Below are 25,080 nucleotides of genomic sequence, written 5' to 3' on the forward strand. Positions count from 1 at the left end.
GGAATTTCAATGTCAGGGCGCTGTCTTTCGAAAGAAAGAGAATATTTTTGGAAAAGTTTTTTCATATGATCTTGTTGTTAATAGTAATCAATAATGAAAACAAAGTACCCTGAGGTGAAACATGTGTCCAGTTAAATAACAAAAGGAATGAAAGCGTTTCCGTAAGTAAATTGAGACGATGTGTGCGGTAAAGCATTGCGCTTAATGGTGTCGACGGGTATTGTCAGGGAGTTGTCCAGTTTTTTACGATTATCGTTTTGGAAGGATAGTGCCGTGAGTTTTGCCCATTTTTCTATGCATCCTATGTTGTTGGATGCAATTTCCGCTCAGGGTTTTACAGAACCTACTCCTATTCAGGAAAAAGCTGTTCCTCCCGCGCTAGCTGGTGAGGATTTGCTTGGACTTGCCCGAACAGGGACAGGTAAAACACTGGCCTATGTGCTGCCGATGCTGCATAAGCTTCTTACCAGCTCCGGTCATGGAGTACGGGCGTTGGTTGTTGCTCCGACTCGTGAACTGGCAATGCAGATTTCATCCGATATCCAGCAGATGATCCGTAAAACCGATTTAAGCTGCGTGACTATTTTTGGAGGAGTCGGACTGCATTCCCAGCGCCTTCAGCTGAAGGGAGATGTGGATATAGTTGTAGCATGTCCCGGTCGTCTTCTTGATCATGTGCGAAGAAGGTCGATTGATCTCTCTACAGTAAAATTACTGGTGCTGGATGAGGCTGACATGATGCTTGATATGGGATTCATTGAGGACATTCAGCAAATTTTGGATGAAACAGCACAACGGGAACAAACTCTTCTTTTTTCTGCGACCATGCCTGAAGAGCTGGAGCGTATGGCGGATACAGCCATGAATAGTCCGCAACATATTCAGGTGGATTCAATTGCTCCGGTTGAAAGTGTCTCGCATGAGATTTATCCCGTAGCTCCGCATTTAAAAACACCACTTCTTAAAACCATATTACGATCAATGGACTTTCAGTCTTTGATCGTGTTTGTCCGTACCCGCTACGGTGCCAAACGATTATGGCGTCAGCTTGGTAACGCCGGCTTTAATGTCACCTGTTTGCAAGGAAAATTGACACAGCGTAGACGTCAAGAGGCTATGTGCGGGTTTCGGCGCGGAAAATATGAAATATTGGTGGCAACAGATATTGCGGCCAGAGGGTTGGATATTTCTTGCGTTTCTCATGTTATTAACTACGATTTCCCGCCGACTGTGGACACATACATTCATCGTATCGGCAGAACTGGCAGGGCAAGTGCCACAGGAAGTGCCTTTACGTTCGTGTCCCCGGAAGACGCTCCAATGATGAAAACATTGGAACGTGCCTTGGGAGATGATATTACTTGTTGCTACGTAGACGATTTTGATTACAGTGCGCAGCAACGGAGCACGGCAGCTAAACCTGCTAAACTGAAGAAACAGCCGAGACCGCAACGTGTCCGTCAAAAAGGTTCGGTCCTTGGTGCGGAACAGGCAACACCTCGGAATCGCCCTGCACGGCAGACTATGCCGGGCAGTCCTCAGTCGAAAGCGAAGATTATTTCAAAGCCGCCGGAGAAAAAAGCAAAGCTGGAAGTGCTCGATTTACGTCCGGCTTCGCGTACAGCACTTAAGCAGCCGCATTCACCGCGTAAGCTTCAGAAGCTGAAAATTGAAGAAAAGAAATTTCAAGATGTTGACGACAGTCAGCCATAGGGAGACTTAATATGCCATCCTTTGACGTAGTAAACAAAGTTGATTTGCAGGAAGTAGATAACGCTGTAAACAACGTTAAAAAAGAAGTTGAAACCCGTTATGACTTCCGTGGTACCACCACAGAAATTAGCCTTGATAAAGGTAACAAGCGTCTTAGCATTCTTGCAGCTGATGAACTTAAAATGAAAGCTGTGGCAGAAATGCTGAAAACTCACTTCCTGCGCCGTAAGGTTGACCCGCAGGTTTTGGAATTTAAAGATCCTGAGCCGACTTCAAAGGGCGCACTGAAGCGTGAAGTTATTTTTAAAGAAGGTATTGAAAAAGACCTCGCCAAAAAGATGGTGAAGGATATTAAAGCATCAAAGTTGAAAGTTCAGGCACAGATTCAGGACGATCAGCTGCGTGTTACTGGTAAAAAACTTGATGATCTCCAATCCGTTATTGCGATGCTTCGTGATGGTAATTACGGTATTCCGCTTCAGTTTGTTAACATGAAGAGCTAATATCTTCAGTTGTACGATTTTTCCGTACAAAGTTACGAAAAGCGAAAGGCTGTCTTTTGATAAAAAAGACAGCCTTTTTTTATGAAAATTTTAGATAGACAATAGTATGGTGTGTCATGCTGTTTGCAATGTTTTCATGGCGTTGAATCGTGCTAGTTTTTCGCTTTGAGATCGTTGATAAACACTTCTAAATCGTTTGGTTGACCTTGTTGATGATCCTGCGGGTAAAGAAGAGCAGACATATAAAATGGAGAACCAATGCGCAGTGATGCTGCGGCGCTTTGAGAAAACTTACTGAGCATTTGCTGAAGTGGCGTTGCTTCTTCGGGTGGCATTTTTTTGGTGATTGGTACGGTTAATTGAGCAAGTCCCGCCAGCAGCTTTGCTTTTTCTTCCAAAACAGATCGGTAACGCTGAATTTGATCAGGGTCTTGAATAAGATTGGATGCGCGATCTTCAAGTTGTTTAATTTGTTCAGCCTGTTCTGAAAGTACAGATATAAGCTCTTCAATTGGTTGGACTCGCATTATGTCTCCCTCCGTTTAGAGAGAATGGTAGCACTGAAATGAGGTTATTCCAAGGAGCAACCGTTGTAGTTTGTGTTATGGGAAGGGGCACATTGCTTTCTTGCGAATTATCGTTACCACATATACAACACAGACCTGAAATTTATGCACGTTCGGTTTGGAGATAATATATGGCACTTTTAAGTATTCAAAATGTTTCACTTACCCTGAGTGGGCCGGAATTGTTATCCGGTGTAAGCTTGCAGATTGAAGAGGGGCAGCGAGTTTGCCTTCTTGGTCGCAATGGTGCGGGTAAATCCAGTTTTATGAAGCTCATGTTCGGCGATATTAAGCCGGATAATGGCGTGGTAGCTCGCCAGCAGGGACTGAAGATAGCTATGCTCTCTCAGGAAGTGCCGGAAGATATAACCGGTAATGTTTACAGTGTAGTCGCATCCGGCCTTGGAGTGTTGGGAGAAGCTCTTGCAGCGTACCATGATGCATCCGTGTTACTGGATACAGGAGATGACGCTGATACTGCTTTAGCCGCTATGTCCAGTGCACAGCAGGTTCTGGATGAAAAAGGGGGCTGGGAACTGCATCAGAAGATCCAAACAGTTATCAACCACCTCAAGCTAAACGCTGATGCAGAGTTTTCTTCTTTATCCGGCGGTGTGAAACGCCGTACGATGCTTGCTCGTGCTTTGGCTTCTGAGCCTGATTTGTTGCTTCTTGATGAGCCTACAAACCATTTGGATGTTGAATCCATTACATGGCTTGAGGAGTTTTTGCTCCGCTATGTAAAGTCTCTGGTATTGATTACACACGATAGGATGTTCTTGCGAAAAGTTGCCAACCGCATTGTTGAGCTTGATCGCGGCCACTTGGCTGACTGGTCATGCGATTATGATACATTTCTTGTTCGTAAAGAAGAAGTGCTTCACGCCGAGGATGAAGAATGGCGTCGCATGGATCAGAAGCTTAAAGAGGAAGAGATTTGGATCAGAAAAGGCATCAAAGCGCGTCGAACCCGTAACATGGGACGTGTACGAGCTTTGCAGGATTTGCGTAAAGAGCGTGCTAAGCGTCGTGAACGTTCAGGTAATGTGGGCATGTCCGTACAGGTTGCAGATCGTTCCGGCAAAGTTGTCGTAAAGGCAGATCACGTTACTTATACATATCCGGATGCTTTTGAGCCTGTAATTAAAGATTTTTCAACGATTATCTCTCGTGGTGATAAGGTTGCTTTTATTGGGCCTAACGGTGTGGGCAAGACAACCCTTCTTCGTTTGCTGTTAGGAGAACTTACGCCGCAGGTGGGAACAATCAGTGAAGGTACTAAGCTGGAAGTTGCCTATTTTGACCAGTTACGAAATATACTGGATGAAGAAAAATCTGTGCGTGATAACGTTGCTGACGGCAACGACACGGTTGAAATTAACGGTGTCCGAAAGCATGTAGTAGGGTATTTAAAAGATTTTCTTTTTGATCCTGAACGCATGAACATGACTGTAAACACGCTTTCTGGCGGTGAACGCAACAGACTGCTGTTGGCAAAATTGTTTACGCAGCCTTGTAACGTGCTGGTGCTTGACGAACCGACAAACGATCTTGACGTGGAAACACTGGAGTTGCTTGAAGCGCAGCTTGTTGATTTCGGCGGAACTGTTTTGATTGTCAGCCATGACCGTGCATTTGTTAACAACGTGGTGACTTCAACCCTTGCTTTCGAAGGTGAAGGCGTGATTAACGAGTATGTTGGGGGCTATGACGATTGGGTTCGTCAGCGTCCTGACATGGAAGCTGAGAAAGCAGCAAACAAAAAAGCCGCACAGGAAAAGGCAGAGCCTAAAAAAGAATCTGCAAAGCCCAAAAAACTTTCGTACAACGAACAGCGAGAGCTGGACATGCTTCGTAAAGAGCTGGAAGAGATTCCTGCCAAACTTGAGAGCATGGAAGAAGAGCAGGGGGCGTTAGAAGCTAAGCTTGCGGACCCGCAGCTTTATGCTACCAGCCCCGAAGAGTTTGAAAAAACAACTGCCCGACTGGAATCACTCGCTGAAGAACAGGAAGAAGTGATGATGCGGTGGGAAGAAGTTGAAGTACGGGTGGAAGAACTTTCAGACGGTGAAAAGTAGCTTTGCCCTAGCTTGTATCATCAACACGGAATCGATGAATTTCCGGAGCTGTGTTGTGTTTATTTTAGGCCGGTTACTTCTTAATTTCGGTGATTGGGAGTAGAGGCGCAAGTGCTGTCTTTTACATGTCTGTTTTCCTGCTGCCATTGTTGGCAGATAACAACATTGTACGATTAATGCTTGTGGCTTTGTTATGCTTGAGCTATAGCCCTGCTCCTGTTCAAAGAAATTGAGGTTTCTCGTAAAAGAATATTTATAGAGAAAACAACGAGACTGGACAGAGATAGCAGGATTGTCAAAGTAGAGAGTCATAAAAAAGATTGAAAAAATAAAAGGCATAACAATTTGTTTTTTCAATAAAAATTGAAAAGTGGTGAAAAAAAATTACTTCGCCCCCTTTTCAATCACAAAAACAGATTTATACTCCCTGACAGTTTTGAATAAGTATGCAACTCGAAGGCATTATTGCTTCGAGTCTGATTTAAATAGTAATAGGTGGCTTTGTCTTCTGCACATAATGCGGTTGTTATTACTCGTATTGCAGGGCAAAGCACGAGACTGGCATCATTTCCATGTCAGTTGAGAATTTAGATAGTAACATTATGTTGGAGGTTTATACTTATGAATCTGAAGCCACTGAGCGATCGAGTTCTGGTAAAACGCCTTGAAGCTGAAGAGAAGACTGCTGGCGGTCTCTACATCCCTGACACTGCCAAAGAAAAACCTTCTCGTGGTGAGATCGTTGCTGCAGGTCCTGGTCGTGTTGAAAATGGTAACACCATCGCTATGACTGTTAACGTTGGCGACGTTGTTCTTTTCAACAAATATGCAGGTAACGAAATCAATATCGATGGCGAAGAATTCCTTGTAATGCGCGAAGAAGACGTTCTCGCAATTATCGCTTAATATTTTTTTCCTCTCTTTAGATTCTTAGGAGATATACCAAAATGGCTAAAGAAATTCTTTTTGACGTAAAAGCTCGCGAATGTCTTTCTCGCGGTGTAGATAAACTTGCTAACGCTGTTAAAGTAACACTCGGCCCTAAAGGTCGTAACGTAGTTATCGAAAAATCTTTCGGTGCTCCAGTTATCACTAAAGACGGTGTTTCTGTTGCTAAAGAAATCGAACTCGAAGACAAGTTCGAAAACATGGGCGCACAGATGGTTAAAGAAGTTGCTTCTAAAACTTCTGACATCGCTGGTGACGGTACAACTACTGCTACCATCCTCGCTCAGGCAATCTACCGTGAAGGTGTTAAACTCGTTGCTGCTGGCCGTAACCCAATGGCTATCAAACGCGGCGTCGACAAAGCTGTTGAAGCTCTCGTAGGCGAGCTTAACGCTCTTGCTAAACCAACCCGCGACCAGAAAGAAATCGCACAGGTTGGCACCATCTCTGCTAACTCCGATGCTACCATCGGTAACATCATTGCTGAAGCAATGAGCAAAGTTGGTAAAGAAGGCGTTATCACTGTTGAAGAAGCTAAAGGCCTCGAAACTACTCTCGACGTAGTTGAAGGTATGCAGTTCGACCGTGGTTACCTTTCCCCTTACTTTGTAACCAACGCAGACAAAATGGTTGCAGAAATGGACGAGCCTCTCATCCTTATCTGCGAAAAGAAAATTTCCAACATGAAAGACATGCTCCCTGTTCTCGAACAGGTTGCTAAAATGTCCAAGCCTCTCGTTATCATCGCTGAAGATGTAGACGGCGAAGCTCTCGCAGCTCTCGTTGTTAACAAACTCCGCGGTACTCTTAACGTTGCTGCTGTTAAAGCTCCTGGCTTTGGCGAACGTCGTAAAGCAATGCTCGAAGACATCGCTATCCTCACTGGTGGTCAGGTTGTTTCTGAAGAAATGGGTGTTAAACTCGAAACTATCACCGTTGCAGAACTCGGTTCCGCTAAACGCGTTGTAGTTGACAAAGAAAACACCACTATCGTTCACGGTGCTGGTAAAGCTGAAGACATCAAAGCACGCGGCAAAATGATCCGTGCTCAGATCGAAGAGTCTTCTTCTGACTACGATCGTGAAAAACTTCAGGAACGTCTCGCTAAAATCGTTGGCGGCGTAGCTGTTATCAACGTTGGCGCAGCAACTGAAACCGAAATGAAAGAGAAAAAAGACCGTGTAGAAGATGCTCTCAACGCAACTCGTGCTGCTGTTGAAGAAGGTATCGTTCCTGGCGGTGGTACTGCTCTCGTTCGTGTTTCTGCTATCCTCGACGACGTAAAACCTGCTGACGACGACGAAGCTGCTGGCGTACGCATCATCCGTCGCGCTATCGAAGAGCCTCTCCGTCAGATCTCTGCAAACGCAGGCTTCGAAGGTTCCGTAATCGTAGAAAAAGTTAAAGACGGTAAAGACGGCATGGGCTTCAACGCTGCTATCGGCGAATACGAAGACCTCATCAAGTCCGGTGTTATCGATCCTAAGAAAGTTACCCGTATCGCTCTGCAGAACGCTGCTTCTGTTGCTTCTCTCCTGCTCACCACTGAGTGTGCAATCGCAGATAAGCCTGAACCAGCTGGTGCTGCTGCAGCTCCTGCAATGCCAGGTGGCATGGGCGGCATGGGCGGCATGGGTGGCATGTACTAGTAAGTACATCCAATCAGGCTACTTTGCTTGTAAAGACCGGAGCTTTTGCTCCGGTCTTTTTTTATGTCTGGATACTTTTTTAAAGATACTGCGCTGCCTTCCGAAAAGTAGTTAGAAAACGTCTTCGGGGACGATTGGTACTATTAACGTGAAGAGGCGCACATGCATAATGTAAGAAGAGTGTGGACAATTGCTTTAGTGGTTGTTCTTGTGTTTGCAACCGTGGGTTGCTTAAAGGTAAGGCGTAAGGCAACATTTGCGCGTACAGCGTCGCCCGTAGTGTACGAAGATTTTGTTGCAGTAGATGATTGGAGCGAATGGGCAGCCGAAATTGCTAATACAGTTTCCAAATCTATTAAAGACAGACCGGATCTTGAGGGAAAGCCGATTTACATGCGCCCGTTGAATGATCGAGCTTTTGATACCGGTTTTTACAGCCTGCTGCATACAGAGCTTATTAGCCGCGGTTTGCAGGTAGCTGTTCAACGTGAGAAAGACATGATTACGTTGAGCTATGCTACGCTTCCTCTTTCTTCAGATAGACGTGAGTTGATGCAGGCAAGCAGTGACTCTAAGTTGATTGGAACGTCCGGTGAGGATACTCTTGAAGGTGGTTCCGGCAAGGTTGCGAGTGCCAACTTGTATGACAAGACTGGTAGTGATGAAGACAAGGCAGTAATTTTATCTGTGGGAATGAGCTACAATAACCGCTATGTAATGCATGCATCATCTATTCTGCGTGTGGCTCAGGATCAGCAGGGTAATTTTGTCTCTCCGTATGAGCGTGGATATCAAGTGGAAGAATTTCCATCCAGAACTATTAAAGTTTCAGGAGAGTAGTCATGCATAGATTTCTGTTTCTTATGATAGCAGCTGTATGTTTGGTGCCTTCTGCGGGGAATGCACAAGAGGTGAGTGTATTACCTCCTGCTCCGCAACAGATCGTATCATTACCGGAATTACGTTTTGAAGCATCATCGCTTTCAGCAGAAAACTTCATGGCTGCAGATGTTATTGCTGAACAGATGAGTGGCAAAGTTAGCCGTAACAGTCCTGTATTGATTGCCAGTATGGTACAGTTAAATGACCTTCGTCATTCCTCCATGCTTGGCCGACTGGTTATGCAGCAGATTTCTTCACGTATAAGTCAATTTGGATACAAGGTGATAGAGTCACGTCTTAAAAAGGAGTATTCAATTATTCCTAAAGAAGGTGAGTTTATTTTAAGCCGTGATGTATCCGAACTGATGAAAAAAGAGTACAATGCTCAAGTGGTACTGGTAGGCAGTTATGTGCCGACGCCGTACAGAGTGTATGTTTCCATTAGACTTTTGCGTGTTGCAGATGGTGCCGTGATGGCAGCTCATGAGTATACTTTGAAAAATCGTCGCGAGTTTGCTGTGCTTCTTCGTGAAGACAAGGGCGAGCAAAGAGATTTATGGGCAATGTTCAATAAGCGTCCAAATGCATACTCTTCTGATGAAGAAAATGCGAACAAAGGCGTGAGGTTGTCTGCTCCTGACATGATCAGACCAGAAATGGATGACGATGTCGATATGACAAACTTTCCTGTTTTGAACTCTCCGGCAAGTGCGACTGATATAGAAAGGTAACGGAAAAAAGCTATAAGTGAGGGTTTATGCTTGATGGTACAAGCAAAACCCTCTATGTATACACAGCTGTTCGGTACTATATTTTGTTAATTATGGTCAGCTGCCAATAAAACGGGAGCTGGCGTTTTGTATTTTTATGATAAACTTGACGTGAACGCATTACATCTGTAGAAGAGGTCGTTCATTTTTTTAAAGGAGTCATCTCATGAAGAGAACTTACCAGCCAAGCAAAATTAAGCGCAAAAGAACTCACGGTTTTCGTGCTCGTCTCAAAACCGCAAGTGGTCGTGCGATTCTTCGTCGCCGTCGCGCTAAAGGTCGTGCGAAATTATCTGCCTAACGTTCCCAAGAACACATCGGCTGACCCGGCGGCCTGAATTCGTTAAATGCTACGATGATGGTCGCCGATATTTTTCTAAAAATTTCGTCCTGTTTGTTTTAGAAAAAGAAGACACCCTTGCCCCGTGGCGGGTTGGGTTGGCTGTAACGAAGAAGACAGGATCGGCAGTACAACGTAACCGCGTTAAACGCGTGTTGCGCGAGTTTTTTCGACTGAATCAGCGGGAAATACCGAACGGCATTGATTTTGTTGTAGTGCCAAAACGCCGATTGGATCCTGAACGTGTTGACCTACACTTTGTCACACAGGAAATTTTACCGATCATTCACAAATTACGTGAAAGGTCCGTTCAGGATGGGGAAGACGAAGCGTAATGAAGAAAATCTTCCGCACGCTGCTGGTAGCGCCTATACGATTTTACCAGCTCTGTATTTCGCCTCTTTTTCCGCCTGCCTGCCGCTTTGCTCCTTCGTGTTCAGAGTATGCAGCGCAGGCCGTGATGCGCCACGGCTTATTGAAGGGATCAGCTCTCGCCGTATGGCGCATTTTGCGTTGTAACCCCTGGTCAGCAGGGGGGTACGATCCCGTCCCGCCTTCCAAAGACAAAAATCCCTATGCATAGGAGCTATTGAGGGCCCATGGATAAAAATCGAGTCATAATTACCGTTGTGCTCTGTCTGGTAGTCACCGTAGGGTGGAATTACCTTGCTGAGTACATGGGGTGGCTGCCGCAGCCTGTTGAACAGACCGCGGTACAAGAGACTGCAAATGCAGGCTCTGCTACCTCCGCAAAGGTTCAGCCAGCACAAAACACACCAGCACCAGAACTGCCGGTTTTCAAAGCTGAAAACGGACGCACTGTTACTGTTGACACTCCCCTTTACACTGCTGTCTTTCATTCTAACGGCGGTGTGTTGCAGAGCTTTGTTCTTAAGAACTACAAAGCTGAAAACACCCCTGATTCTCCAAAAGTTGATCTTATCGGCAAACCAGCTTCTGCTTTTGCTCCTCTCGGCCTTCTTATCGATGGCGACCGTACCTGGGAAAAAGCAGCTTGGAGCTTAAAAGGTTCTGACCTTACCCTTGAAAATGGTAAGGGTGGAATGCTTGTGTTTGTTGGTGAAGTAGATGGTTTGCGTGTTGAGCGAGAATTCTCATTTACAGCAGACACCTACACTATTACTGAAAAGACTAATATCATTAACGCTGGAACCAACCCGCGTAATGTTCGATTGGACTACACACTTGATGCTGACAGTATGGCCGACGCTGGCAACCCGTATAACAAAACACGTGTTGCATGGTTTACTGACTCCGAAGGTCTTGATACAGAAGACGATGTTGAAGATCTTGGAAACGGCATCAGTAGCACTCTGCCTATGATGTGGGCAGGTGTGGAAAGCAACTACTTTATTGCTGCCATTGCACCTAAAAGTGCTGATCTTGCTCTGAAAGCTAAGTACCAGAGCGGCGTGTACAGAATTGCTCTTGAAAAAGACGGTATTGGTATCGCACCGGGTAACATGTCCTCTACGACAGCTACCTACTACCTCGGCCCTAAGATTTCCAAGTTCCTTGCTGCTGCTCCTAATACTTTGAGTGCAGCTGAAAACTACGGGTTCTTTACTGTTCTCGCAGTGCCGATGCTCAAAATGATTAACTTCTTTGAGCAGTATGTTGGTAACTACGGTGTCGCAATTATCCTGCTTACCATTCTTATTAAGATTGCATTCTGGCCATTGTCTCGTAAGAGCTACAAGTCTATGGAGTCAATGAAAAAGCTCCAGCCAATGATGCAGAAGATTCGTGAAAAATATGCAGATGATCGCGAAAAACAGAATCAGGAAGTTATGGCATTGTACAAAACCTACAAGGTAAACCCTGTAGGCGGCTGTCTGCCAATGATTATCCAGATTCCGGTATTCTTCGGTCTGTATCAGGCATTGCTTAACGCAATTCAGTTGCGTCACGCTTCTTTTATTGATTACTTGCCGTTTACAAACATGCCTTGGCTTTCTGACCTGTCAGCACCAGACCCATACTACATCACTCCTATTGTGATGGGTGCAACAATGCTGCTTCAGCAGCTGCTCAGCCCGAGCACCGGTGACCCGACTCAGCGTAAGATGATGCTCATCATGCCAGTAGTCTTTACGTTTATGTTCTTAAACTTCCCATCCGGTCTCGTGGTGTATTGGCTTGTAAACAACGTGCTCTCCATCTTCCAGCAGTGGCTCATGCTACGTAAGGCGTAACGCCTCTGTTTTTGAAACGCGATTACCTTCTGAGGTGTATGCATGGATGGATACAAAGAGTTCAAGGGTAAAACCCTTGACAGCGCTATTGAAGAAGCCTGTAGCTACTTTAATAGCCCTCGGGAAAAACTGGAAATTGACCTCATTAATGATGCGAAGACCGGTATTTTTGGTCTGGTAGGGGCTAAGAAAGCAAAGATTCGAGCCCGCAGAATGCAGGTTCAATTTGATTCGCAGGCATTGTCTGCCCCGATTGAGACTTCCCGACGCTCTAAGAAAAGTGCCGCTCCGGTTACGGCGGAATCTGAAACCGAGCGCAAGACTGAGAAGCCGAAACAACGGCAGGAACGACCAACTAAGCGTTCTGATAAGCCTCAGTCCGGTAAACAACAAAAAGCAAAAGAAAAGTCTGATGTTTCTTCTGAAGATGCTCAGACTGCAAAACCAAAACAGGAACGTGGACGCTCCCAGCGCTCTAAGCAGGAAGGCAACCGTGGTCAGAAAAAACAGACCCAGAAACCTTCTGAAAAGCCTCAAGGTGTAAAACCTGCTCGTAAAAAACAAGAGGCTGCTGATGAGAAGCAGGAGGGACAAAAGCGTGGTCGTAATAACCAGCGCCGTCGTCCGCAAAAACAGCATGCTCCTAAACAGGAAAGTGCTCCGGCTCCTAAAAAACAGCGTCCGGCTCCAAAACCGGAACCTGTTATTGAACCGGTAAAAGCGGATCCGATCCCTGAAGCAAACCTTGATGAGCTTGATCAGACTGAGCTTTTGAAGGTTGTAACAGAAGTAGTAAACCGCCTTATTACTCCTGTAATCGGTGAGACTCCGGTTGAAGGCCGCATTGAAGATGGACGCGTTAAAGTCTCTATCTCAAGTGGTGACAACTCTGGTCTCCTGATTGGCCGTGAAGGCCAGACACTTGCTTCATTCCAGTACCTTGCAAACCGAATTGTTGCTAAAATGTTCGGTGTTGCAGTGCGGGTACAGCTGGATACTGGCGATTACCGCGAGCGACAGGATGAAAAGTTACGTGACATTGCTCTGCATTTAGCTGAAAAAGCTAAAAATATGGGTAAGCCACAGTCAACTCGTCCTCTCAGCTCTTACCATCGTCGTGTTGTTCATCTTGCTTTGCAAGAGGACGATGAAATCCAGACTCGCAGTAAAGGTGATGGCCCGCTTAAGCGTGTTATCATCGGTCGTAAACGCAAATAGCGTTTTACACGATTCAGTAGTAAAAAAGAGGAGCCCTCGGCTCCTCTTTTTTGTGTTACTCTCTATGAAAAATTTTTAGGACACTGTCATGACACAGAACGATACAATTGCAGCTATTGCCACCGCAATGGGGCAGGGTGGTATTGGTATTATCCGTATAAGCGGCGATAATTCCGGTACTATTCTTCGCAAACTGTTCCGCTCTTCCAGTAAAAGTTTTACAGATTTTCGTCCGTGGGTTCTTCATCACGGGCATATTTTAGATGTGAATGGTGAAGATCTGGATGACGTACTGGTTGTGCATATGCCGGGTACAAAAACATTTACCGGCGAAGAATGCGCAGAGATTCATTGTCATGGCGGACCGGCTATTTTAACGAGTGTGCTTGAGGCTATTTTCGCCTTGGGTGCTCGTCCGGCAGATTGTGGTGAATTTTCTAAACGTGCATTTTTAAACGGACGTATGGATTTAACGCAGGTTGAAGCCATTGCGGAAATGATAGCAGCTCCAGCCCGTGAAGGTGTTCGTCTGGCTCAGGCCAAACTTGATGGTCTGCTCGGCAAACGTATCGGTGAATTGCGTACCCGCCTTGAGCTTGTGCGTATGAAGTTATGCGTTGCTGTTGACTTCCCTGAAGAGGATCTTGAATGTCTTGATCCTCAGGAATTCACAGATGATATTTCATCCGTTATGAAGGCTATTAAAACGTTACTTGGTAACTTTGATAGTGCTCGCTGTTGGAGAGACGGTGCGCTTGTGGTTCTTGCCGGTCAGGTTAATGCCGGTAAATCGAGTTTGATGAACGGCTTACTTGGACGTAAACGCGCCATCGTTACAGATGTTCCGGGTACGACCCGTGACTTCCTTGAAGAGCATTTGACCTTTGATGGCTTACCTATTCGCCTTGTAGATACTGCCGGATTGCGTGAAACCGGAGATATTGTTGAGCAGGAAGGTGTACGTTTGAGCCGTGACCTTTCTTCTCAAGCAGACCTCGTATTGCTCGTCGTCGACGGAACCCGTGGGCTGGGGCAGCATGAACGCGAGTTAATCACCTCTGTCGGCGCAGAAAAGATTCTTCTGGTATGGAATAAGGTAGATTTAGCAGGTGATGCCAAGGATCTTGATACCGCTGGATGTGATGTCATTCAGATTTCAGCAAAACATGGTGATGGTCTTGATGTTTTAGCAAATGCTATTCGCACGAATATCCTGACACGTCATGGTGATGCAAAAGAACCTGAGGCTGGTGATCTTGTTCCGAACTTAAGACAGAGCCATGCGCTTGAACAGGCTGTAACTGAACTGGAGGGGCTGCTTGAAGATCTCGAAATGCATGTTCCGTATGACTTGCTTGGTGTACGCCTTGAGACAGCTTGCTCTATACTTTCAGAAATTACAGGCGAAACAACACCAAATGAAATTCTAAATAAAATTTTCGAAAGTTTCTGTATCGGTAAATAAGAGGAAGTGCTTGAGAGTCCCTCCTTATCAGGATACTTTCTTAATTGGCACTTGAAAATACCTAGTTACGGCACAAGTGTGTGATGTATGTCACAGCAATCTTGTGCCGTTTTTTTATTATTACGGTAACTGCTTCAACTAGATACATTAGTTTTCGGCTTTTGCCTTTTGGCAGAAGAGGGAACCTATTCGATATAACAATGTGCTGCTGTATGGTGGGTTGTATCATGTTGAGGCAGTTTTTACGTGTGGAGGTTACATGTCCAAACCAGCTGTTGATTCTGTCGAAATTACTGCCTGTCGTGGCATTTCCGGTGGTAACTGTCGTTTTGCAATGAACTCTGACAGTTCTTTTCCTGAGGCTATTAAGAAGGTTGTTGAGCAAACAGGTTGGGATGGCTTTTTGCGTACGCAGATTCGCGGTCCTTTGTTGCACCATCATACATTCAAAATTTCTGTTGCTGCATGCCCTAACGGATGCTCACGGCCGCATATTGCAGATATTGGAATCATTCGTGCCAGGCAGCCAGAATTGATTTCAGATACCTGTTCTCACTGTGGTTTGTGTGGGCGTATTTGTCCTGATAAAGCTATTACATATGATAAGGGCGAACCTGTTTTTGATCTTGATCAGTGTATGAAATGCGGCATGTGCATGGAGAAATGTCCTGAGCGGGCAATTCGTGCAGCTAAGGATGGTTACAGAGTGGTGCTTGGAGGAAAGCTTGGCCGTCACCCTCGTCTTGCATCAGAACTGAAAGGCATTTTTTGTGAAGAGCAGGTTCTCGCTATCGTAGCTGAGTGTCTTTTTTACTACATGGAGCAATACCGCCCAAAACTGCGTTTCGGTACACTTGTGGAAGAACGGTACGAAACGCTGTTGGAACGGCTCGAATTCGCTAAAACTGTTTCCTGCAAAGGATAAGATATGACTGAGTTGCAAAAAATGGATGAGCGTGTAGCTGAGGTTTCCTCTGTTTCACCTGTACCTCCACTGAAGGGATGGTGGCTTATCGTGCCAGTACTGGGATTATGTATTCTGGCGGCGCATTTTTTGCGATTCGGTGATACGGGGCTTTCTGTTGCATTGGTTGCCATGGCGCTGTTGTGCTTTACCCGTCAGGGCTGGGCGCGGATCGTTTGTGCTCTGACGCTGTTTTTAGGGGCGTTCCTATGGGTAAAGACAGGAATTGAATTTGTACAAATTCGCATGGCTGTGGGGCAGCCATGGGTGCGTCTGGCTGTTATTATGAGCGGTGTTTCGGCATTCAGTTTGCTTGGTGCATGGATTCTCAGTTTAGAACGATCTGCTTCTCGTTTTTATAAGCGAAGTGAGACTGCGTTGAGTCAAGCGGTTGTATTTTGTTTGACCTGTGCTGGGCTGTGGCTATGCCGTGTTATGCCCAAAGGGATGACGCTCCTTTTGGCTGATCGTTTTTTCTCTGGCAGTGGCTCTGTCGAAATCTTTGCAATCGCTGTCTATGCGGCTTGGTTGTGCGGCTTGTTGTTGAATAGAAAAACGCAACGAAAAGCCCGTTCCTATGCTTGGGCTTTTTTCTCTTTTGTGTTTTTCGGGCAATTGGCTCTCGGGCTGCTTGGTTTTACTTCCTTTCTCATGACAGGCTCGTTGCATTTGCCCGTGCCCGCGCTTATCGTTGCCGGTCCTCTTTTTCGCGGAAGCGGCTTTTTTATGCTCATCCTTTTTTCTGTTTCTGTCTTGCTTGTAGGTTCAGCCTGGTGCAGCCACCTGTGTTACATTGGAGCATGGGATGACAGGCTGAGTAGATTGAACAAAGGAAAAACCGGAAGATTACCGTCTTGGGCGCCTAAGGTTCGCATTGCAATAGCGGCTGTCGTTTTTGTTGCTGCTGTTGGATTACGGGAAGTGGGGGTTGCAACCGAAATAGCTGTTCTTCTCGCTGCTTTGTTTGGGCTGGCAGGTGTTGCCGTTATGGTTTTATTGAGCCGTAAGATGAAAATGATGGTGCATTGCAGTGCCTTTTGCCCGCTTGGTGTTATGTCAAATCTGGTCGGAAAACTAAGTCCTTGGCGGTTGAAGTTTTCTAAAGCGTGCACAAAGTGTAATGCCTGTGTTGCTGTATGCCGCTACAATGCAATTACTGAAGAAAGACTTGAAGCCGGTTCTCCTGCTTTTTCCTGCTCACTTTGTCGTGATTGTACTGCGGTGTGTAAACATGGAGCAGCCGAAGTTCGCTTTTTAGGATTTTCATCACCAAGGATTACTCATAGTTTTGTCGTGCTTGTAACGTCATTGCATGCAATTTTTCTGGGAGTTGCACGAATGTAGCTGCTGTATACTCCTGCAGCAAAGGACTTTACGGAAGTACGGTGGTTATGTATTCTTATAGACCACGAATTATGACTATGATGTATGATCCAGAACAATATAAGCGCAAAATTACCAAGGAAGAGATAAACGCATTACCATTGCGACGATATGATGGCGATATTTGTCTCATTCGCACAGAAGGCGAATTAGAATACGCTGTAGATCGTATGCGAAAAGAGGACTTGCTCGGTTTTGATACTGAAACAAGACCTACGTTTAGAAAAGGTAAGATCAATCTTCCTTCTTTGGTTCAATTAGCGTGCTCGGATGTTGTCTTTCTCATCCAGCTGAACTGGGTACCGTTTTGTGAACCTCTAATTTCGTTGCTTGCCGACGAGTCTATTCTTAAAACAGGAGTAGCAGTCCGAGACGATATTAAAGACTTACAAAAACTGTCGCCATTCAGAGATAAGGGTGTGGTAGACTTAGGAGAAATCGCCCGTCATATTGGACTTGAAACCCATGGATTACGCAATTTAGCTGCCAATCTTTTGGATTTCAGGATTTCCAAGGGAGCGCAATGCTCAAACTGGGCGAACAAGGAACTGACACACCAGCAGATAGTCTACGCGGCTACAGATGCGTGGGTCAGCCGTCTTATTCACATTAGAATGGAAGAAACCGGTCTTATGGCCGAAATCTCCCTTTGATTCCTGCACTGCTTTTCAGCAATGCAAAAAAGGTCGAAATCGTTTGATTTCGACCTTTTTTGTTTTTTTGAAACAAAAAAGGTATGATCGCGCACCATTGTTCATAAATAATACCTTTTGTCATATTGATGTAACCATGTCTCCATTAGGTTGTAATGAAAAACTGATGTAACCGTCATGCGAGTCGGAGGAAACAGATGGCTAATACGATTTTACTTGTAGAAGATGATGAAGACATCAGGCAGCTGTTGACATTTACGTTTGAGGCTGCAGGGTTTGATGTAATTACCCGTTCTGATGGGCAGGAAGGGCTGGATGCAGCTATAGCAGAAGTTCCGGATGTTGTGATTCTGGATATCATGCTGCCATCCATGAGTGGGCTGGATATCTGTAAAATGCTTAAGCGCAATGCAGAGACCGAGTCTATTCCGGTGATTATGCTCACTGCCCGTGGTGAAGAAGTAGACCGCGTTGTCGGGCTAGAGCTCGGTGCTGACGACTATGTTGTGAAACCATTCAGTCCTCGTGAACTTGTTTTACGAGTGCGTGCGGTTCTTAAGCGGAATACTCCGGTTGAGCCTGTTTCAAAAGGAACCAGTCTTAAAATGGACGGACTTGTCGTTGATATGGATGCCTACAAGGTGCTTATCGACGATGAAGAGGTTTTACTCACAGCAACAGAATTTAAACTGCTCGCAGAATTATTGAAAAATAAAGGTCGTGTTCGTACTCGTGACCAGCTCCTGAACACCGTATGGGGGTACGAGTTTGAAGGGTACGCGCGGACAGTAGACACACATGTGCGTAGATTACGCCAGAAGATTGGTGATTACGCAAAATATATCGAAACCATGCGTGGTGTCGGATATAGATTTAAAGAATAACACCTGTCTCTTGAAGTTTGGCAGGGTGGTTGTAGCAATGGTGGAGTAGATCAATATGAAAATGTATGCCAAGGGACTGAATTTCTTTTATGGAGATTTTCAGGCATTGGAAGATATTAACCTTGAGTTTGCACAAAATCAGGTAACTGCCCTCATCGGACCTTCCGGATGTGGTAAATCAACCTTTTTGCGTTGTTTAAACCGAATGAACGATCTCATCCCTGTGGCGCGGGTGGATGGAGAAATTGTTCTGGACGGTACAGATATATATACCCCGAAACTTGATGTTGTTGAACTTCGCCGTCGTGTCGGGATGGTTTTTCAAAAACCGAATCCTTTTCCTAAAACTATCTTTGAAAATGTTGCATACGGCTTACGCGTTAACGGCGTGAAGGATGCCTCATACATTGCTGCAAAAGTGGAAGAAAGTCTTAAAAATGCTGCGCTGTGGGATGAAGTTAAGGATCGCCTTGAAACGTCAGCATTAGGTCTATCTGGCGGGCAGCAGCAGCGTCTTTGTATTGCCCGTGCTTTAGCTGTGGAACCGGAAGTCTTGCTTATGGATGAACCGGCATCGGCTCTCGATCCCATTGCTACACAGAAGATAGAAGAGCTTATTTTTGAGCTTAAAAAGCAATACACTATCATTATAGTTACACACAGTATGCAGCAAGCAGCACGTGTTTCCGACAACACAGCCTTTTTTTACATGGGCAAGCTTATTGAGCATGGTGAAACAGAGGTACTGTTTACACGCCCTTCACAGAAGCAGACGGAAGACTACATTACCGGACGCTTCGGTTAATTAATACGTCAAGCATTAGCAACATACGTTTTTGGAGAAGAGATATGGAGACGCAGTTTCACGTAAAGCTTGATGCTTTGCGCGCAAAATTACTTGAAATGGCAGCTCGTGCTCAGAATGCAGTAGAGTATGCCACCGTAGCGTTGTTACAGCGCGATGTGGAGTTGGCAGAGCGTGTAATCAGGGAAGATAGACTGATTGATGAGATCGAATGTGAAGTTGATGATATGTCATTGCGCCTTCTTGCCTTGGATGCACCGGTTGCGGTTGATCTACGCTCTATTGTGGGAATGATGCGTGTGGCAGTTAATCTTGAGCGCATAGGTGATCAGGCTGTAAATATAGCTCGTCAGGCAAAATATTTGGCGTCTCGTCCGGCATTACCTTTTGAAGAAAATATGCATGAGCTTTGCTCTGTTGCTTTGGATATGCTGAAGACTTCGATTGTTGCTTTACGCCAAGGCGATTCATTACTTGCCCGCGAAGTTTGCCGGATGGATGAAGAGTGTGATGACCTTGATGTAGAAGTTATTAAAGAGCTTGTTAATTACATGGGGTATGAGTCCCCTGCCGTAAAACGTGCTGTTGCAGCAATCTTGACCTCCCGTAGCCTTGAGCGAGTAGGGGATTTGGCGACAAATATTGGTGAAGCTGTCGTTTTCATTATTGAAGGTGAGAGCATTAAACACAAAATTTGCAGTCAGAAAAATTTATTGTAAGAAAACGCGTAAACAACGTGTTGCTTATTGCAGAAAAATAGTAATTTTCTACAAAAAATGTACAATTAAGTCGTTATATGTAAAAAACGGCTGATTTGACATTAATGGTAAAAAAAGATGGTTTTTTGAAAAAGCCTTTGCGTAACAAAAATACGCAGAGGCTTTTTTTGTAATAATCTAATAATAATGTATTTTTTTGCGATAACGATGATTGAAAAATATTACACAAATGTTAAAAAATAAAATTTACTATGAAATTCAAACTAAAAATGAAGATGGATAAAGTGTGGTAATTTCATGTAAAAAGAGTATGTTAGCTTTGTTTGACGAAAAAGCAAAGGTACGATATTCACCCTAAGCTTTTAGCGTTAGCACTATAATTTTTTGTCTACTTCAAGTTACAAACGGCAGTCATAGGTCTGCCTTTTTTGTTGCTTGGATAGCAGTATATATGGAGATTTTTGAAAACGTTTAATGATGTTTTCAAAAAGCACCCCGTAACGTGCGAAAGCATGAAGGTGTGTCAAAGCCGGTCTGCAACGTGCGGATTGTATTATCGAGAGGAGGATACAATCTGTGTTGCCAGTTGTTGTTGTAAATCCGGCACTGCTGCTGTTTTTTTCTAATTTTTGCTAGATGTTCTGCATCGGCAAGCAAAGGAGAGCTGTTAATGAAGTTGTGGACTAAAATCCTCATCGGTATGATCGTGGGTGTGGTCATTGGCGGATTTGCCCCGTTCGTGGTGCCATATATTGCCCCTGTGGGGACTCTGTTTATTAATGCAATTAAAATGCTGATCGTTCCATTGGTTTTTGCATCCCTCGTAACTGGTATGACCAGCATGGATGATGTGAAGAAACTTGGTCGCATCAGTTTTAAAACCATCAGCATTTACCTCACCACAACATTGATTGCGATTTCTATCGGCCTGATCATTGGTGAATTGCTTCAGCCTGGTGCAGGTATGAACCTCGCAGCTGCAGGTGAACAGGTAACGAAAGAAGCTCCTTCCCTTGCTAATACCATCACCGGTCTTATCCCTAAAAACCCGATTGATGCGATGGTTAAAGGCAATATTCTTCAGATTATTGTTTTTGCAATTTTCATTGGTCTTTCCATCAACTATGCTGGTGAAAAAGGCGCTCCTGTAAAAACTTTCTTCGAGTCTCTTGCTGAGGTTATGTACACCATGACATCCATTGTTATGGCATGTGCACCATACGGTATTGCTGCTCTTATTGCTAAAGTTGTTGCTCAGTACGGTCTTGAAGCGTTGCTTCCGCTCGCAAAAATTATTTGTGCGATGTACGTTGGTGCGCTTGTACACATTCTTCTTACATACGGTGGTTATGTGACTGTTATCGGTCGTTTGAGCCCTGTGAAGTTTTTCCGCGGTATGGTTGATGCGCAGATGGTTGCGTTCTCTACCAGCTCCAGTGCGGGTACTCTTCCAGCAACAATTCGTTGTACTGAGAAAAACCTTGGTGTTTCTCCTTCTATTTCCAGCTTTGTTCTTCCACTTGGTGCTACCATCAATATGGATGGCACTGCGATTTATCAGGGTGTATGTGCGCTCTTTATTGCACAGGCATACAACATCGACCTTACCATGGGTAACATCGTAACCATTATGCTCACAGGTACACTTGCTTCTATCGGTACTGCCGGTGTTCCAGGTGCTGGTCTTGTTATGCTTTCCCTTATTCTTTCTTCTGTTGGTCTTCCAATGGAAGGTATTGCGCTCATCGCCGGTATTGACCGTATCCTCGATATGGCTCGTACCACTGTAAACATCTCCGGTGACGCAATGACTGCTGTTCTCGTTTCTCGTACAGAAAACGAGCTTGATGAAGAAGTGTACAACGCTTCTTAAGCCAGTCTATACTCAGCATCCCAAAAGGCTCGCAACGGTGGTTGCGAGCCTTTTTTATTGCGCCTCGTGATAACACGCACGAAATAATTGCACGTAAGCATAGAACATAACAGTGTGTAGTATCAAAGAAGAACTCATAGTAGTTATGCGTAATAATTGAGTATGGAGAGTGTATGAAAAGTCTAATCGGTATCCTCATGATGTGTATGTTTCTACCCGCAGGTGCCTATGCAGAGCAGGCTACGCTTCCTCTTGAAAAGATCACAGATCCGGATATGGCTCATGCGTTGTTTATGAAAGCTATTACTGAGAAGAATATTGACCAGCTTTGCGCAATGTACACGGATGACGCCGTCATGGTCTTGCGTGATGGAAAATTGGAAGTGAGTGGCCAAAGTAGTTTGCGCCGTGTGTTTTCCATAATGGTTGATATGGTTGAAACGTTGCATATTGAGACCGTGTATCAAGTTGAAGGTGAGAATACGGTGCTTTTCAGGTCGAAATACCGCTCTGTTTACGTCACGCCGGATGGAGATCGGCAAGAGGTAGTAAGCAGCGGTATCGAAGTGCTTGAGAGGCAGGAAGACGGCAGCTGGCTGTTCTCTATTGATCATCAGAATGGCGGAGCGAATGTATTGTAGGTTAGCCGACTGGCACAGCACATATGAAGAAAGGGCTTGAAATATCTCAAGCCCTTTTTTCATGATAAAGAAAAAGCCCTGTGCAGAGTATGCACAGGGCTGAGTTTTTGGAAGAGTAAGGATTAACCTTTAACGAGAGCTTTAAGCTTGTCGAAAGCAGCGTTGATGCCGTCAGCGTTGTTACCGCCAGCCTGAGCCATATCAGGACGACCACCGCCTTTACCGCCTACTTCTGCAGCAATCTGGCTAATAAGTTGGCCTGCTTTGAAGTTGTCGTTAAGATCTTTTGTTACCGCTACAAGCAAGGTTACTTTGCCTTCGCTGTCTGCACTTGCAAGGCAAGCGATACCGGAACCAAGTTTGGAGCGAATATCATCCATGATGTCACGGAGTGCTTTTACGTTAGGAACGTCAACTCGTGCAGCAAGCACTTTCACACCATTCACATCTGTTACGTTAGACATGAGGTCACCGCCCTGACTGGACGCTGCTTTTGCTGCAAGTTTTTCCATGTCTTTACGCAGAGCACGGTTTTCCTGCTGCAAACCTTTTACACGGTTTGCAACATCACCGGATTTCCCTTTAACCATACCTGCAATTTCTTGCAGTTCTTCACGGTTGCCAAGGGAAAGGTTAAGTGCGTTGAAGCCGGTAGCAGCTTCAATACGGCGGATACCGGCAGCTACACCGCTATCAGAAAGGATGAAGAAAGAGCCGGCTTGACCGGTTGCAGAAAGGTGTGTTCCGCCACAGAGTTCAACTGAGTTGTCACCGATGGCAACAACACGTACTTCATCTTCATATTTCTCACCGAAGAGAGCCATAGCGCCTTTTTCAACAGCTTTTTCGTACTGCATTTCAGCAACATCAAGCGGAATGTTTGCCATGATGGCTGTGTTTACATCCAGTTCAATCGCTTTGATTTCTTCAGGAGTAAGTGCAGAGATGTGTGTAAAGTCGAAACGCAGACGGTCTGGTGTAACCAGAGAACCGGATTGCTTTACATGATCACCGAGAACGCGGCGGAGTGCTGCGTGCAGCAGGTGGGTACATGTGTGGTTACGGGCAGAAGCAAGACGAAGCTCTTCGCTTACCTGCATGGTTACTGCCTGTTCGTTGCGAATAGTGCCTTCTGCTACCTCAATGTAATGAACTGTAAGTTCTGCATTTGGCTTCAGGGTATCGATAACGGCAGCGTTACCGGAGTCTGCGGTAATCGTACCGTGGTCACCGGACTGACCGCCGGACTCACCGTAAAATGGTGTTTTGCTGCTTACGAGATAGCCTTTTTCGCCTTTAGAAAGGGATTCAACAGTTTCTGCATCTTCGTTCATAAGAACTGCGACGCGGCTTTCTGTACCAAGGTTGCTGTACCCTACGAATTCGCTGCGAAGACCTTCTTCAAGAAGAGACTGGAAGCGGGCTGCAAGTGTGTCACCTGCTGCGCCTTTCCATGCAGCTTTAGCACGCTGCTTCTGCTGTGCCATAAATGCATTAAAGCCTTCTTCGTCAACAGCAATGCCACGTTTTTCAGCAATGTCGTTGATAATGTCGATAGGGAAGCCGTATGTGTCGTACAATTTAAATACGGTTTCGCCTTTGAGTTCTTTTTTCGGTGTGTTTTCAACAGCGAGCAGTTCGTCTTCGAGAAGAGCAAGACCTTTATCAAGAGTCTTGTTGAAGCCTTCTTCTTCCATGATAACTACACGATCCATGAAGTCTGCGTTTTCGCAAAGTTCAGGGTACTGAGCGCCCATTACTTCAACGACTTTAGCAACAGATTTGTGGATGTAGCAGCCGGAAAGCCCCATCAGGCGGCCAAAGCGGTATGCACGACGGATGAGGCGACGTAAAACGTAGCCGCGTCCTTCGTTGGAAGGAAGGATGCCGTCGCTGATCATAAACGCGATAGCTCGGCTGTGGTCGGCAATAACGCGAAGAGCAGTATCAACGTCGTCGCCGTCTTTTTTGTAAGTAACGTTCGCAAGGTCTGCAATAAAGTTGATGAACTCGAGGAACAGGTCTGTGTCGTAGTTGGAGTATACGCCCTGACAAACAGCTGCGATACGCTCAAGACCCATGCCTGTATCAATGTTCGGCTTTGGAAGAGGAGTACGGATACCCTGCTCATCCTGATTGAACTGCATGAATACGAGGTTCCAGATTTCGAGGAAACGGTCACAGTCACATTTGCCGATTCCGCAATCAGGACCACAGGTCATGTGTTCACCCTGATCAATATGGATTTCTGTACACGGACCGCAAGGGCCGGTGTCACCCATGGACCAGAAGTTATCTTTTTCGCCAAGGCGGAAGATTCTGTCCTCAGGTACGCCTGCTTCTTTCATCCAGATTTCTTTTGCTTCGTCATCATCACTGTAAATAGTGATGTAGAGTTTCTCTTTAGGAAGCTTCAATTCTTCTGTGATAAATTCCCATGCGTAGCGGATGGCGTCTTTTTTAAAGTAGTCGCCAAAGCTGAAGTTGCCGAGCATTTCAAAAAAAGTGTGGTGGCGTGCGGTGCGACCAACGTTTTCAAGGTCGTTGTGTTTGCCGCCTACGCGCAGACACTTCTGAGAAGTAGTGGCGCGAACGTACGCTCGTTTTTCCTGACCGAGGAAGGTTTTTTTAAACTGTACCATGCCTGCGTTGGTGAAGAGCAGAGTAGGGTCGTCGGCAGGAATGAGAGCTGAGGAAGACACCACTTCGTGTCCTTTATCCTCGAAGAATTTGAGAAACTTCTCTCGAATTTCGTTTGCGGTAATCACAGCGTTGTCTCCCTTGGAAAAACATTAACGGCTTATTGTTAA

23 protein-coding genes are annotated in these 25,080 nt (G+C 45.4%); 21 read left to right on the forward strand and 2 right to left on the reverse strand.

What is annotated here, in order from left to right:
* Nucleotides 1-273 precede the first annotated feature (273 nt).
* Nucleotides 274-1,713 carry a DEAD/DEAH box helicase gene (locus tag QZY95_RS11370; protein ID WP_290923545.1) on the forward strand — a complete coding sequence of 480 codons (1,440 nt, stop codon included), beginning with the start codon at nt 274-276 and terminating at the stop codon, nt 1,711-1,713.
* 11 nt (nt 1,714-1,724) lie between these two features.
* Complete coding sequence (locus tag QZY95_RS11375) at nt 1,725-2,216, forward strand: YajQ family cyclic di-GMP-binding protein (protein ID WP_290923547.1); 492 nt, start codon at nt 1,725-1,727, stop codon at nt 2,214-2,216.
* A gap of 152 nt (nt 2,217-2,368) precedes the next feature.
* Here QZY95_RS11375 and QZY95_RS11380 read toward each other — a convergent pair whose 3' ends face one another.
* Nucleotides 2,369-2,743, reverse strand: a complete 375-nt coding sequence (locus tag QZY95_RS11380; protein WP_290923548.1) for a hypothetical protein — start codon at nt 2,741-2,743, stop codon at nt 2,369-2,371.
* A gap of 170 nt (nt 2,744-2,913) precedes the next feature.
* On the opposite strand from QZY95_RS11380, the gene QZY95_RS11385 reads away from it, so the two are divergent.
* From QZY95_RS11385 to QZY95_RS11475, 19 genes are all read left to right on the forward strand, one after another.
* Nucleotides 2,914-4,860 carry an ATP-binding cassette domain-containing protein gene (locus QZY95_RS11385; RefSeq protein WP_290923551.1) on the forward strand — a complete coding sequence of 649 codons (1,947 nt, stop codon included), beginning with the start codon at nt 2,914-2,916 and terminating at the stop codon, nt 4,858-4,860.
* Nucleotides 4,861-5,481: 621 nt separating this feature from the next.
* Complete coding sequence (gene groES, locus QZY95_RS11390) at nt 5,482-5,766, forward strand: co-chaperone GroES (protein WP_290923553.1); 285 nt, start codon at nt 5,482-5,484, stop codon at nt 5,764-5,766.
* 41 nt (nt 5,767-5,807) lie between these two features.
* Complete coding sequence (gene groL, locus QZY95_RS11395) at nt 5,808-7,457, forward strand: chaperonin GroEL (RefSeq protein ID WP_290923556.1); 1,650 nt, start codon at nt 5,808-5,810, stop codon at nt 7,455-7,457.
* A 162-nt stretch (nt 7,458-7,619) separates the two neighbouring features.
* Nucleotides 7,620-8,297, forward strand: a complete 678-nt coding sequence (locus QZY95_RS11400; protein WP_290923559.1) for a hypothetical protein — start codon at nt 7,620-7,622, stop codon at nt 8,295-8,297.
* A 2-nt stretch (nt 8,298-8,299) separates the two neighbouring features.
* Nucleotides 8,300-9,070: a FlgO family outer membrane protein gene (locus QZY95_RS11405; protein ID WP_290923562.1), complete on the forward strand. Its 771-nt coding sequence runs from the start codon at nt 8,300-8,302 to the stop codon at nt 9,068-9,070.
* Between the two features lie 205 nt (nt 9,071-9,275).
* A complete protein-coding gene (gene rpmH, locus QZY95_RS11410) occupies nt 9,276-9,410 on the forward strand; it encodes a 50S ribosomal protein L34 (RefSeq protein ID WP_074217433.1) in 135 nt (44 codons plus the stop codon).
* Nucleotides 9,401-9,784: a ribonuclease P protein component gene (rnpA, locus tag QZY95_RS11415; RefSeq protein WP_290923607.1), complete on the forward strand. Its 384-nt coding sequence runs from the start codon at nt 9,401-9,403 to the stop codon at nt 9,782-9,784. Before rpmH ends, rnpA begins: the two co-directional genes overlap by 10 nt.
* Nucleotides 9,784-10,032: a membrane protein insertion efficiency factor YidD gene (gene yidD, locus QZY95_RS11420; protein ID WP_290923568.1), complete on the forward strand. Its 249-nt coding sequence runs from the start codon at nt 9,784-9,786 to the stop codon at nt 10,030-10,032. The genes rnpA and yidD overlap by 1 nt, the downstream gene beginning before the upstream one ends.
* Nucleotides 10,033-10,048: 16 nt before the next feature.
* Nucleotides 10,049-11,665: a membrane protein insertase YidC gene (gene yidC, locus QZY95_RS11425; RefSeq protein WP_290923571.1), complete on the forward strand. Its 1,617-nt coding sequence runs from the start codon at nt 10,049-10,051 to the stop codon at nt 11,663-11,665.
* 42 nt (nt 11,666-11,707) lie between these two features.
* Nucleotides 11,708-12,883: a Jag N-terminal domain-containing protein gene (locus QZY95_RS11430; protein WP_290923575.1), complete on the forward strand. Its 1,176-nt coding sequence runs from the start codon at nt 11,708-11,710 to the stop codon at nt 12,881-12,883.
* 88 nt (nt 12,884-12,971) lie between these two features.
* Nucleotides 12,972-14,348 (forward strand): tRNA uridine-5-carboxymethylaminomethyl(34) synthesis GTPase MnmE, encoded by a 1,377-nt coding sequence (gene mnmE, locus QZY95_RS11435; RefSeq protein WP_290923577.1) that lies wholly within the window; start codon nt 12,972-12,974, stop codon nt 14,346-14,348.
* A 259-nt stretch (nt 14,349-14,607) separates the two neighbouring features.
* Nucleotides 14,608-15,273: a 4Fe-4S binding protein gene (locus QZY95_RS11440; RefSeq protein WP_290923579.1), complete on the forward strand. Its 666-nt coding sequence runs from the start codon at nt 14,608-14,610 to the stop codon at nt 15,271-15,273.
* A 3-nt stretch (nt 15,274-15,276) separates the two neighbouring features.
* Nucleotides 15,277-16,656 (forward strand): 4Fe-4S binding protein, encoded by a 1,380-nt coding sequence (locus QZY95_RS11445; protein WP_290923581.1) that lies wholly within the window; start codon nt 15,277-15,279, stop codon nt 16,654-16,656.
* A gap of 77 nt (nt 16,657-16,733) precedes the next feature.
* Nucleotides 16,734-17,348 carry a 3'-5' exonuclease gene (locus QZY95_RS11450; RefSeq protein ID WP_290923609.1) on the forward strand — a complete coding sequence of 205 codons (615 nt, stop codon included), beginning with the start codon at nt 16,734-16,736 and terminating at the stop codon, nt 17,346-17,348.
* A 197-nt stretch (nt 17,349-17,545) separates the two neighbouring features.
* Entirely contained in the window at nt 17,546-18,232 is a 687-nt protein-coding gene (locus QZY95_RS11455; RefSeq protein ID WP_290923583.1) for a response regulator transcription factor, read from the forward strand.
* A 55-nt stretch (nt 18,233-18,287) separates the two neighbouring features.
* A complete protein-coding gene (pstB, locus tag QZY95_RS11460) occupies nt 18,288-19,037 on the forward strand; it encodes a phosphate ABC transporter ATP-binding protein PstB (protein WP_290923585.1) in 750 nt (249 codons plus the stop codon).
* A gap of 44 nt (nt 19,038-19,081) precedes the next feature.
* Nucleotides 19,082-19,756, forward strand: coding sequence for a phosphate signaling complex protein PhoU (gene phoU, locus QZY95_RS11465; protein ID WP_290923589.1), 675 nt, complete (start codon nt 19,082-19,084; stop codon nt 19,754-19,756).
* A gap of 670 nt (nt 19,757-20,426) precedes the next feature.
* Nucleotides 20,427-21,629, forward strand: a complete 1,203-nt coding sequence (locus tag QZY95_RS11470) for a dicarboxylate/amino acid:cation symporter (RefSeq protein ID WP_290923590.1) — start codon at nt 20,427-20,429, stop codon at nt 21,627-21,629.
* 173 nt (nt 21,630-21,802) lie between these two features.
* Nucleotides 21,803-22,270 carry a nuclear transport factor 2 family protein gene (locus tag QZY95_RS11475; RefSeq protein ID WP_290923592.1) on the forward strand — a complete coding sequence of 156 codons (468 nt, stop codon included), beginning with the start codon at nt 21,803-21,805 and terminating at the stop codon, nt 22,268-22,270.
* 122 nt (nt 22,271-22,392) lie between these two features.
* Here QZY95_RS11475 and alaS read toward each other — a convergent pair whose 3' ends face one another.
* On the reverse strand, nt 22,393-25,038 hold the full coding sequence (gene alaS, locus QZY95_RS11480; protein ID WP_290923594.1) for an alanine--tRNA ligase: 2,646 nt from the start codon (nt 25,036-25,038) through the stop codon (nt 22,393-22,395).
* Between the last annotated feature and the right edge of the window lie 42 nt (nt 25,039-25,080).

Origin of the sequence: Halodesulfovibrio sp., assembly GCF_015482765.1 — a bacterium.
Classification (GTDB): domain Bacteria; phylum Desulfobacterota; class Desulfovibrionia; order Desulfovibrionales; family Desulfovibrionaceae; genus Halodesulfovibrio.

Coding starts and splice junctions, on each gene's coding strand:
- QZY95_RS11445 (WP_290923581.1), top strand. CDS start 15,277: ATGACTGAGTTGCAAAAAATGGATGAGCGTGTAGCTGAGGTTTCCTCT.
- QZY95_RS11450 (WP_290923609.1), top strand. CDS start 16,734: ATGATGTATGATCCAGAACAATATAAGCGCAAAATTACCAAGGAAGAG.
- rpmH (WP_074217433.1), top strand. CDS start 9,276: ATGAAGAGAACTTACCAGCCAAGCAAAATTAAGCGCAAAAGAACTCAC.
- pstB (WP_290923585.1), top strand. CDS start 18,288: ATGAAAATGTATGCCAAGGGACTGAATTTCTTTTATGGAGATTTTCAG.
- QZY95_RS11380 (WP_290923548.1), bottom strand. CDS start 2,743: ATGCGAGTCCAACCAATTGAAGAGCTTATATCTGTACTTTCAGAACAG.
- QZY95_RS11470 (WP_290923590.1), top strand. CDS start 20,427: ATGAAGTTGTGGACTAAAATCCTCATCGGTATGATCGTGGGTGTGGTC.
- groL (WP_290923556.1), top strand. CDS start 5,808: ATGGCTAAAGAAATTCTTTTTGACGTAAAAGCTCGCGAATGTCTTTCT.
- QZY95_RS11400 (WP_290923559.1), top strand. CDS start 7,620: ATGCATAATGTAAGAAGAGTGTGGACAATTGCTTTAGTGGTTGTTCTT.
- yidC (WP_290923571.1), top strand. CDS start 10,049: ATGGATAAAAATCGAGTCATAATTACCGTTGTGCTCTGTCTGGTAGTC.
- QZY95_RS11475 (WP_290923592.1), top strand. CDS start 21,803: ATGAAAAGTCTAATCGGTATCCTCATGATGTGTATGTTTCTACCCGCA.
- mnmE (WP_290923577.1), top strand. CDS start 12,972: ATGACACAGAACGATACAATTGCAGCTATTGCCACCGCAATGGGGCAG.
- QZY95_RS11455 (WP_290923583.1), top strand. CDS start 17,546: ATGGCTAATACGATTTTACTTGTAGAAGATGATGAAGACATCAGGCAG.
- QZY95_RS11385 (WP_290923551.1), top strand. CDS start 2,914: ATGGCACTTTTAAGTATTCAAAATGTTTCACTTACCCTGAGTGGGCCG.
- groES (WP_290923553.1), top strand. CDS start 5,482: ATGAATCTGAAGCCACTGAGCGATCGAGTTCTGGTAAAACGCCTTGAA.
- yidD (WP_290923568.1), top strand. CDS start 9,784: ATGAAGAAAATCTTCCGCACGCTGCTGGTAGCGCCTATACGATTTTAC.
- QZY95_RS11405 (WP_290923562.1), top strand. CDS start 8,300: ATGCATAGATTTCTGTTTCTTATGATAGCAGCTGTATGTTTGGTGCCT.
- QZY95_RS11375 (WP_290923547.1), top strand. CDS start 1,725: ATGCCATCCTTTGACGTAGTAAACAAAGTTGATTTGCAGGAAGTAGAT.
- QZY95_RS11430 (WP_290923575.1), top strand. CDS start 11,708: ATGGATGGATACAAAGAGTTCAAGGGTAAAACCCTTGACAGCGCTATT.
- phoU (WP_290923589.1), top strand. CDS start 19,082: ATGGAGACGCAGTTTCACGTAAAGCTTGATGCTTTGCGCGCAAAATTA.
- QZY95_RS11440 (WP_290923579.1), top strand. CDS start 14,608: ATGTCCAAACCAGCTGTTGATTCTGTCGAAATTACTGCCTGTCGTGGC.